This window comes from Peribacillus sp., assembly GCF_059453735.1.
Genome location: NZ_JAZVJO010000457.1, coordinates 1 through 9,967, shown reverse-complemented (window position 1 = coordinate 9,967; position 9,967 = coordinate 1). Strand labels below are relative to the sequence as shown.

8 protein-coding genes are annotated in these 9,967 nt (G+C 36.1%); 1 reads left to right on the top strand and 7 read right to left on the bottom strand.

The genetic code is table 11. From position 1 onward, the window contains the following. The 5 genes from AC52RT_RS15125 to AC52RT_RS15105 form a co-directional block, all read right to left on the bottom strand. A partial coding sequence (locus tag AC52RT_RS15125; protein ID WP_495541513.1) for a beta-galactosidase occupies nucleotides 1-2,394 on the bottom strand: 2,394 nt, incomplete at its 3' end. 43 nt (nucleotides 2,395-2,437) lie between these two features. Continuing rightward, on the bottom strand, nucleotides 2,438-2,605 hold the full coding sequence (locus AC52RT_RS15120; protein WP_495541512.1) for a DUF6903 family protein: 168 nt from the start codon (nucleotides 2,603-2,605) through the stop codon (nucleotides 2,438-2,440). Between the two features lie 37 nt (nucleotides 2,606-2,642). Further along, on the bottom strand, nucleotides 2,643-3,524 hold the full coding sequence (locus tag AC52RT_RS15115) for a carbohydrate ABC transporter permease (protein WP_495541511.1): 882 nt from the start codon (nucleotides 3,522-3,524) through the stop codon (nucleotides 2,643-2,645). Between the two features lie 15 nt (nucleotides 3,525-3,539). Further along, on the bottom strand, nucleotides 3,540-4,430 hold the full coding sequence (locus AC52RT_RS15110; protein ID WP_495541510.1) for a carbohydrate ABC transporter permease: 891 nt from the start codon (nucleotides 4,428-4,430) through the stop codon (nucleotides 3,540-3,542). A gap of 73 nt (nucleotides 4,431-4,503) precedes the next feature. Further along, the gene (locus tag AC52RT_RS15105; RefSeq protein WP_495541509.1) at nucleotides 4,504-5,841 is read right to left on the bottom strand and encodes a carbohydrate ABC transporter substrate-binding protein; all 1,338 of its coding nucleotides are present in this window, start codon (nucleotides 5,839-5,841) and stop codon (nucleotides 4,504-4,506) included. Between the two features lie 167 nt (nucleotides 5,842-6,008). Between AC52RT_RS15105 and AC52RT_RS15100 the strand changes: the two genes are divergently transcribed. Further along, nucleotides 6,009-6,872, top strand: a complete 864-nt coding sequence (locus tag AC52RT_RS15100; RefSeq protein WP_495541508.1) for an AraC family transcriptional regulator — start codon at nucleotides 6,009-6,011, stop codon at nucleotides 6,870-6,872. A gap of 405 nt (nucleotides 6,873-7,277) precedes the next feature. On the opposite strand, the gene AC52RT_RS15095 is transcribed toward AC52RT_RS15100, so the two are convergent. After that, on the bottom strand, nucleotides 7,278-7,703 hold the full coding sequence (locus tag AC52RT_RS15095) for a GNAT family N-acetyltransferase (RefSeq protein ID WP_495541507.1): 426 nt from the start codon (nucleotides 7,701-7,703) through the stop codon (nucleotides 7,278-7,280). A gap of 270 nt (nucleotides 7,704-7,973) precedes the next feature. Continuing rightward, the gene (locus AC52RT_RS15090) at nucleotides 7,974-9,902 is read right to left on the bottom strand and encodes a fructose-1,6-bisphosphatase (RefSeq protein WP_495541506.1); all 1,929 of its coding nucleotides are present in this window, start codon (nucleotides 9,900-9,902) and stop codon (nucleotides 7,974-7,976) included. Nucleotides 9,903-9,967 lie beyond the last annotated feature (65 nt).

Here is a 9,967-nt window from a genome sequence, read left to right as displayed (position 1 = left end):
TCCATTAACCCAAAAACACCCTTTACTCATCTGATTAAATTGAATTTTAACAATTAGACCGTTTTCTGGTTTCCAGTCAAAATGACTTTTATACCACCGTGGAGAAATCGTTTGTGAATTTGCCGCTGTCCACTGCTTTTCCTCTTGCAGTTGGGCAAATGACTTTGTTTTCCACTGTTTAATTTGGTTCTCTTCTTTATATAAATAAAGATCAAAACGACTGATACTAGAGATATTCTGAACATCTAAGTCTATTATATTTTCTCCATGTTTTAAGCTATGACTGATATCAGCCACTCCATGGACAGCACTGTTTCTTGACCAGGCCGATTGACTTTCCATTAGCATGTTTACTGTTTTTCCATTTACTTGAACCCGTGAAACTCCTTCGCCAACTAGAATAGCCCGGTTATAGCCATCATTGAAGAAGGATTTAAGAAAACCAATCCGCCCTTCAATTTCTGGTATTTGTGATAAGGTATGCTCAATACCACACCCATCCACCTGCCATCCTTTAAGTAAAGGGATATATTGTCCGTTAAGAGCAGGAGAATCACTCATCCCTTTTGGTTCTCCAATCGCCTGAGTAAAATTGAATCGCCCCATATTTTGGACAAGGCAGGTTAACGTGTTTTTTCCTTTCTCAAGAGGAATCTCGATCGATGCCGCTCCAATTTTATTGAGTTTACCTATATATTTCTGATTGCAGAAGACCATGACCGGATCCTCAATTCTCGTAAAAATCACCGTCTTATTAATCGTTTCTTCTGAGTGAAATTCACTTTCATAACCTAAATATCCACTAAATTGACCAAACTGACTGAAATCGAGTGGTTTTTCAGTGAGCGTAACATTTCCGTTTAAAAAACACAGTTTTTCGTCAGCGGATTCCCAATGTAATACATAGCTTGCTGGGCTCTTTTCCAAAAGAGGAGCCACCTTTTCCAAATATTCTCTTGAAGAAACTTCAATGGAATAGCTGGTACCATCTAAAAAGGAAAATTGAACAGTTTGCGGCACCTTACCATGAAAGAGATGAAACGTAACGAGACCATCTTCATCGATATCAAAACGATTTGGCATTGGACAGTGAATATTCACCTCTTTATGAAAAAGCAAAACCATAGAAGAACATTGCCCATTTTCGTGATAAACATTGGCCATTTTGGTGTCGAAGCCTGTCGTCTGCCCAGTGAGTGTTTTTATTGTGAAATTTTCCCCTACTTTCACATCACGAACAATTGGTAATATGGCATTAGCTTCAATTGTAAATGGAACGATTACGCCATCTAGTACAATCTGGGATTGAACTCGTTCATGACGATTATTTTCAATAAATATTACTTCACCATGAGGACTAAAAACCCTTCGGGATTTTAGCATACTAGGAAGCTTTAATTCCGTTTCGGTTAAATATGTGTTTGTAAAAACTGGGGTTAGCCAGTTTACAAATGCATGAAATCGTTTTAATATTTCATACTTCCTTGTCGGCTGTAAGTATTCATCAATGGCTGCATCATAATCGTATGAGGTCGTAGAAAAAGTCTGTTCTCCAACGGTTCTCCCGCCCCAATGATCAAAATTAGTCCCTCCAAAATACATGTAGTAATTAATCGCAGTGAATCCATTACTCAGCAACTGATAACACTCAAATTCAAGCTGCTCAGGTGTTTTTTGATCTGCTTTATTTCCTCCCCACTGCTCAAACCAACCAATCCAAAATTCCATGACCCCTTTTGGCTGATCAATAAACCGTTCGTTTAATATATCCGCAGCTTGATTGGCACCCGACCAAAAATTACGGAACTCAACAGCACCATCAACAGCTCCATAACAGGTAACAAAAGGTACTTCAATACCTCTTTCCGCCATACCGTCACGCAAGTATTCCATATAAACTTTATCTGGTTTTCCATATGCCTGGAACTCATTTTCGATTTGGACCATAATAACGGTTCCCTTTTTCGTCAATTGAAATTCATTAATAATGGGTATGACCTGATCGAAATATTTATCAACATATTTTAAAAATAAAGAATCTGCGGAACGATATTGAATTCCCTCTTTCGTTGAGAGCCACCAAGGTAGTCCTCCAAAATCCCATTCCGCACAAATGTATGGGCCTGGTCTCGCAATCACGTACAATCCTTTGTCAGCGCATAATTGAAAAAAGTGTGCTACATCCTTATCGCCGGAGAAATCCCATTCACCTTCATTCATTTCATGAAAATTCCATGGAATGTAGGTTTCAATGGTATTGCATCCCCCTTCTTTTGCCTTGTCTAAGACTTCGTTCCATTCAGCTTTAGGCAAACGGAAATAGTGAATGGCTGCTGACAGGATGAAGATTTTTTCATTACGAATCTTCCAACTGTTTTTATCATAAGTAATCATCTAAACGCCTCTCAATTCTAGAATCTATTGATTCTGATTCTTTTTATACATATTTCCGATTGTAATCGTAAAGGAGCCCTAAGAGTCCGGCTACCCCCAATAACATCATGCCTAATTCAAGTTTACCGACTGTTTTTTGTCCAATAATAATTAAAGAGAGACAACTAATAAAAACAACAAGCTTTAAAATAACTACAAGACTACTCTTCATTGAATACGTCCTCCCATCGGATTTTATCAGGCGATTCTTAGTCCTTTAATCCACCAAGGGTCATTCCTTGTGTTAATTTCTTTTGTACTAGTATGTATAAAATTAAGGTTGGCAGCATGACCAGTACCATTCCTGCATACATCTGGCCATAATTAGCAGCAGATTTTTGTGCTGCCATTAAGTTCATGAGTCCAACAGTTAATGTTTTATTGGGACCTGGAATTAAGGTTAAAGCAATTATGTATTCATTCCAAAAGGAAAGAAAATTAAATAATATAACGGCTATAATACTTGGTCTCGCCATCGGAATCATTATCAAAATCATGGTTTTGAAATATCCGGCTCCATCAACCAACGCTGCTTCTTCATAACTCGAAGGAAGTGATTGAAAATAGCTGGATAACAAATATATTGTGAAAGGTAATGCTGTTGCAGCATATGCCACTGCTAACACAAATAAATTATCTAATAAGAAACCATCCCCAAATTGCTCTCTTAAGAAGGTATCCCCGTTTAATAACATTAAGAAGATCGGAACGACAATATAGTTCACATTGATAAATAATCCAGCTTTGAACAAACCATTCATGAAGTTGCTTCCTCTAAAGGTATATCTAGCCAATACATAGGCAGCTGGAAGAGCAACAACCAATAAAATAATCAGGGCCAAAGCCGTCACCATGACGGAGTTTAACATGTAGGTACCCATGTTTGCCTTTTGGAATGCATCTATAAAATTCTGAAAATAGAACCCATTTGGCATCTCCCATGGACTTCCGTAAAATTCCGAGTTTTGCTTTATTGAAGCTAAGAAAACCCATGCTACAGGGATAATTATCGAGATAGCTAATGTAATTAGTGCGACATAGATAAACAACCGATAAGCTGTTTCTGCACTCATTCCTTTTTTTGTTTTCATTGTTCATAAACCCCCTTAAAACTCTAGCACTTCTCGTTTGGTGATCCGGCTTACAATCGCAGATAACGCAAATGAAAATAGGAAAATCACTACTCCAATGGCCATACCATACCCGTATGAAGAATTGGTGTATGCCTGCTTATACATGTAGCTTAAAAAAACTTCTGTCGATCCGTCAGGACCACCGCCGGTCATCGATTGGACAAGCAGAAAGCTTAAATTAATCGTACTGATTATGAAGAAGGTTAACGTGGTTCGAATGTTATTCCAAATCAACGGTAACGTAATGCTGAAAAATTGCTGGAATCGTCCAGCTCCTTCCAAAGCAGAAGCCTCATAGTAACTTTCCGGAATACTTGCTATACTTGACATGTACATCACCATATAATAACCAATCGCTTGCCAAACCAACGCTGCTCCTATGCTGTAGATAGCTATCTTTTGATTGCCGAGCCACATTTTCTGAAGACTTTCTAGATTAAATAACGCAAGAAGATTATTCAACAAACCAGTAGTTGGATCGTAAATGGCTGAGAAAATTCCAGCAATAACCACAATGGACAAAATATTAGGGATATAGAAAATAACTCGAAAAAAACTATTTCCCTTCAAATTTTCTCTCGTTAACAAAGTCGCAAATAAAATCGCTGCAACCATGGTGATGAGTGTAACAATTACAATTAAAACAATACTGTTTTGCAGTGCTCGAATAAAATTCATATCATTCCATAAGATTTTGAAATTATCTAACCCAACATACACCTTATTATTAGAAAATCCTCCCCACTTATAAAGAGACATCCTAAATACCTCAATTGTAGGTACAATCATAAAGATGGTTAATAAAATCACTGCTGGTGCTGTACAAACAAAAATAAATATCCTTTTCTCTTTCTTTTTATTCATTACAATCACCTCAACTAATGAATGTAACGGTGGGGGATCCCACCGTTATCCTACTTAAAACGATAAAACTAGTTTATTTTAATGCAGATCGCAATTGATCACTGACTTTTTCGACGGCCTTTTTCCAGTCATCTACATTTTTATCACCCGTTACAATGCTATTAATAGAACCAAATAACGTATCTGCCATACTGACACCCTCTACAGAATCCGTTGCTGCAAAGCCGCCCATACCAGCTATTGCTCCTGAATCATATATACTATAGAAAAGTTTATTGTCACCCGTTAATTTTTCAGAGATTCCTTCAATTGGCTGAATCGCACCGGCTTCTGCAAAAATAGCTGCTGCTTCATCCGAATACATATATGTCATGAACTCCTTAGCCGCTTGTTTATTTTTAGCTGCTGCTGGAATCCATATTTGTTCGAAGAACGTAAAGGCGTAACGGTCTCCACCATCTTCAATTGCTGGTAAAGCAGTCATTCCCCATTCAAAACCTTCTGCTTTTGGTGCTTCACCCATTTCGCCAACAACCCATGTTCCATTTGGCATGAAAAGTGCCTTATTATCGAGAATCAATTGTTGATTTTTGGTAAAGTCCTTGTCATTGGCATTGGCAACCGTTGTAGGTTCTGTATATTTCGCTAATTTTCCGATAATATCAAATACTTTCGTTGCTTCTGCAGATTCCCAAATACCATCTTCATATTTCATCGCTTTATTGTAGAAATCGGGTCCTCCTACTTCGAATAGTAAGGAATAGAAAAAGGCATCGAAGTAACCAGTTGTAGGGTACGTAAATAAGGCAATTCCTTCTGCTTTCGCTTTCTCCCCTAAGTCCCACATCTCATTCCAGGTCTTCGGTACTTCCCACCCTTTTTCTTTTAACAACCCTTCATTATAAAACAGCCCAGTTGGACTATAGAACGCCGGCGCCATATAAGTTTTACCATCTTCATAAGGATTTGTTGCCAAGGTATCAGTAAAACCAGGAACTAACTTATCCTTAACTTTTACCTCCTCATTAAAAACGTTCATCTCTAGAACATCGGTAATATCCTCTAAAGCTTGGTCTTTAATTAATGTTTCTGTTAGTGCTAATTTTCTTCCAGTTGCTAATAAAACCACATCCGGATAATTTCCTGCTTTCATATTCGGACTTATCACTTCTTCTAGATTCTTATCTACCGTCAATTCCACTTCAATCTTCGGATTTGCTGCTTCATAAGCATCAATCACATTGGTCCACATTTCTTTACCATATGCTGATTCCAATGCAGCTACATGAAGAGTTTCCTTTCCACCGGAGGCTTTTCCACTGCTAGAATCATCAACTTTACTACTTTGACAAGCAAGTAAACTAACAGATAATAAGGCTACTATACCAGATAACAAAAATTTCTTTTTCATCTTATTGGTCCCCCTCTTTTCTCTTTCTAGCTAAATTATAGTAATCAGAAAACGTTTCCACAATATACATCTTGTCCTATTTTTTATATATCTTGCTTTCGTTGTAATAATTCACTAAAAAAATTATACTTAAAGAAAAGAGCTTACTTGATAAAGGAGGGCTTCATTTGTCTAATGAGATCTATGAGATTCCAGCATCAAAACGAGGCCATCTGCCAGTAAAACTTCTCTATGTAACCAAATCAAAATACGGAAAAGACTGGTATAGCATCAACCATACGCATCACTTTACGGAACTCTTGTATATTACCAAGGGAAAAGGTGCCTTTATCTATTCCAATAAAGAAGTATCCATCAAAGAATATGATTTAATCGTTATCAACCCGAATATTGAGCACACAGAGAAGTCCAGCCCGGATGACCCCCTCGAATATATTGTTCTTGGTATCCAAGGACTTGCCTTTTCAGCAGCTGATGACCCGGGATCACAAGTCTCATTTTTCAATTATAAACAGGAACACGACATCACACTCTTTTTACAACATTTGATGAAAGAAGTACTAAACCAAAAGGAAGATTACGAGTTAATTATTGAAAATATTTTAGAGATTGTACTACTCAAAATGATGAGGACAAAAAACTTTTCCCTAGAGAAAACTTCTTCTGAAAAAATCAGTAAAGACATGGCCTATATCAAAAATTATATTAAGCAGCATTTTCGTGAAGAAATCAATTTAGATACTTTAGCTGAAGTTGGACATATCAATAAATATTACCTTTCCCATTCATTCAAGAAGGCATTTGGTGTTTCACCGATTGAATACCTCATCCAAATGCGTATTCGAGAAAGTAAGATATTATTGGAAACTACCAACTACCCAGTGTCTAATATCTCAGCCATTACTGGATTTTCTTCTCAATCATTTTTTGCACAGTCTTTTAAACGAGTAACAAATATGTCTCCTTCACAATATCGAAATACCAAAAATAGTAAAAAAAGCAAACCAAGAAAAGCGCAAACAAAACAGTGATTTTATACGAAAGAGACGATTCAGTATCCTGAATCGTCTCTTTAAGTAATGTGATAGTAAACCCTTGTTCATTGCTTGAAGAAAGCATTTGCCATCATTTACATATAAATGACAAAACAACTTCGTTTTAAAGGGGTATTCATCTGACAAATTCAGATTCAAAGAAAGTTAAACCTTATCTCGTTAGTACTTGAAAATCAAGAAACACCTATTCATTTTGTTACTGAAGATCTGGAAAAGGCTATGGTAACAATGCTATAGATAAGATTACCGTTAAAGTCGAATACACTTTGTATCTTTCGAATATGATGAAAATCATGTTCGACCAATCCTGTAAAATATTTCACTAGCGAAACTCTGTTTCCCCCTATGAATAGGTCCTTTTTCCAAAGCTCATCTGGTAAATCATTTAATTTTTTTTGAAATTACCGTAAACATTCCTGTCATATTGGGTGAGTAATCTTCAAAGTCAAATTTCTCATAAAAAGACTCATTTCCTTGTGATGCAAATAAACCGATAAACGCTTGATCAGGCGCATTGGTATGTAAAAAATCAACCAACCTTTTCATTATTTCCTTTCCAATACCATTATTCTGATAAGTTGGATGAACCACGATATCTTGTATATAGAAATAGATAGCTCCATCCCCAACAATTCTCCCCATCCCCACTATTTGTTCATTTTCTCTGACTGTGACACAGTATATAGAATTCTTTAGTGATGTTTCCACCACTTCAAAATTTATAAAGTCACTCCATCCAACAGACTCACACAAATATTTGAATTCTTCCACTGTCGGACTAGTATTTTCAATTTCATATGTTTTCAAAATATCTCCTCCAATACTTCAACTTCCTCATATTTATTTTATATTCGACATTTTTATATTTAATCCTCTTACAGATTCCGAGAATGTGATGTTTGAAGAAGTCGTCGATACCAACAGTTTTTCTTATGCTATGTGCAAAATATAAATGAGCTTATCTACAAAAAAAAGCAGCTTCGTTTAATCCACTACCTTCGACTGTACATTTAACATGTCGACGTTCTTGCTAAAATAAAGAAACAGGAACAATGTTCCTGTTTCTAATTCCTTACGTCAATCCATATAGCGGTATTCTCTTAAACTATTTAAAATAGATATTTCCTGTATTATTTTCTCTCCAATATTGGTTTCTCTAACCTTTTTTCTTTTTAATTCTTTATCTACAACTCTTTTTATGGATAAAACATCTGTCCAGTTCAATAAAACATCTTCTTTTGAATTAAAGTGCTTATGGGCTACCAGCTGCATACCGAAGGAATTATACAATAATGTATATCCTGCTATGCCTGTGGTTGACTGATAGGCCTTTGAGAAACCTCCATCAATCACCATCATTTTGCCGTTTGCCTTAATGGGATTTTCTCCATCAATTTCTTTCACTGGTGTATGGCCATTTATAATATGACCTGTATCAGGATCCAAATCAAATTCAGCTAAAATTTTGCGGCAAATTTCTTCCTTTTCACGTAAATGATAGTATGGATTCTTTCTCTCTTTATGAGTTACTTTGTCCTTAATAAAGTATCTCTCAAAAGTTGTCATTTCTCTTTTACCAAAAAGGGATGAATATTCTCCTGACCATAAATACCAGACCATATCTGTCGCTAAATCATCAGTCTCTTCAGGATGGGCAAAAGAATGTCGTAAATAACGTTCAAAAACATCAAGTAATTCTCGTCCTGAATACGTGTTGCTGTCAATGGACATTTTCTCCATATTACCTTCTTCGTCTAAAGGAATACAACCATGTATTAAAAGGTTTCCATTATATTTTAGATAGAGGCTCCCTTTTTTCATAAGGAAATTCATATGTCTGGCCAGCTTTTCTGAATGTTGTACCGAGAACAATAATTTTTCCATAACTTGCTTTTCTTCCTCCATCAGCTGTTCAGGCTGCTCTGGATTCACGGTAGCAAAGCAAGTATTTTCAAGCGTGTAAGTGCTCCCATAAATCGTTATTTCTTTCTTATCATAATCAATTTTCTCAAGCAAAAGTCTTTCTGACATATTAAAATAAGGACGCCTCTTTATAATAGGCATTTCGAGTTTAAACTGGATGATTGCGATTGCTTGATGAATTTTTGTTATCTGTAATTTTTCATGTTTCGATCGTTTCTGTTCTGAGTCCACCTTAGTTCGAAAAGCTGGATTGTCTTCATAGTACTTCTCGGCAAGCGTTAACAAAGGTCTCAGGTTGATTCCATATACATCTTCGATAATATCCAGATTGTCATATCTTGCACAGATACGAATAATATTAGCTAAACAAACCATTGACCCAGAATAAGCACCCAGCCAAAGCACATCATGGTTTCCCCACTGAATATCAACCGAATGATAATTAATCAGTGTATCCATAATCTTATCAGGTTCAGGTCCTCGATCATAAATATCGCCAACTACATGTAGATGATCGACAACTAATCTTTGAGTGGTATACGCGAGCCCCGTTAATAGTTTATCAGCTTGACCTAAGGAGATAATTTGCTCGACAATTTCTTTGTAATATTTCTCCTTATTTACTTGATTCGTTTTGTATAGCAGCTCTTCAATAATAAACACAAATTGACCCGGCAGCGCTTTACGCAATTTTGACCGTGTATATTTTGAAGAGGCATGAGAAATAAGCCTGATCATTCGCTCAATGGTAACGGTATACCATTGGTTTAATTCTTGTTTCTTATCAAATTGATTCTTAATTAACTTTATTTTTTCTTCAGGATAATAAACTAAAGTCGCAAATTCATTGATTTCTTTTTCTAAAAGGACATCTTGAAACAAGTCTTTAATTTTTTCTTTTACATTTCCGGAGCCATTTCTCAACACATGTTGAAATGCCTGAAACTCCCCATGTAAATCACTAACAAAATGCTCAGTACCCTTTGGTAGGTTAAGGATCGATTCCAGATTAATAATTTCTGTTGCTACTTTTTCTTCACAATCATATTTTTGGACAAGTAAGTCTAGGTATTTTGAATTCAACTATATGTATCTCCTTTACGATATTTATATTTAATCTAATAGACTAGGTCAAATTAATAAAAAGG

Coding starts and splice junctions, on each gene's coding strand:
- AC52RT_RS15110 (WP_495541510.1), bottom strand. CDS start 4,430: ATGAATAAAAAGAAAGAGAAAAGGATATTTATTTTTGTTTGTACAGCA.
- AC52RT_RS15105 (WP_495541509.1), bottom strand. CDS start 5,841: ATGAAAAAGAAATTTTTGTTATCTGGTATAGTAGCCTTATTATCTGTT.
- AC52RT_RS15115 (WP_495541511.1), bottom strand. CDS start 3,524: ATGAAAACAAAAAAAGGAATGAGTGCAGAAACAGCTTATCGGTTGTTT.
- AC52RT_RS15120 (WP_495541512.1), bottom strand. CDS start 2,605: ATGAAGAGTAGTCTTGTAGTTATTTTAAAGCTTGTTGTTTTTATTAGT.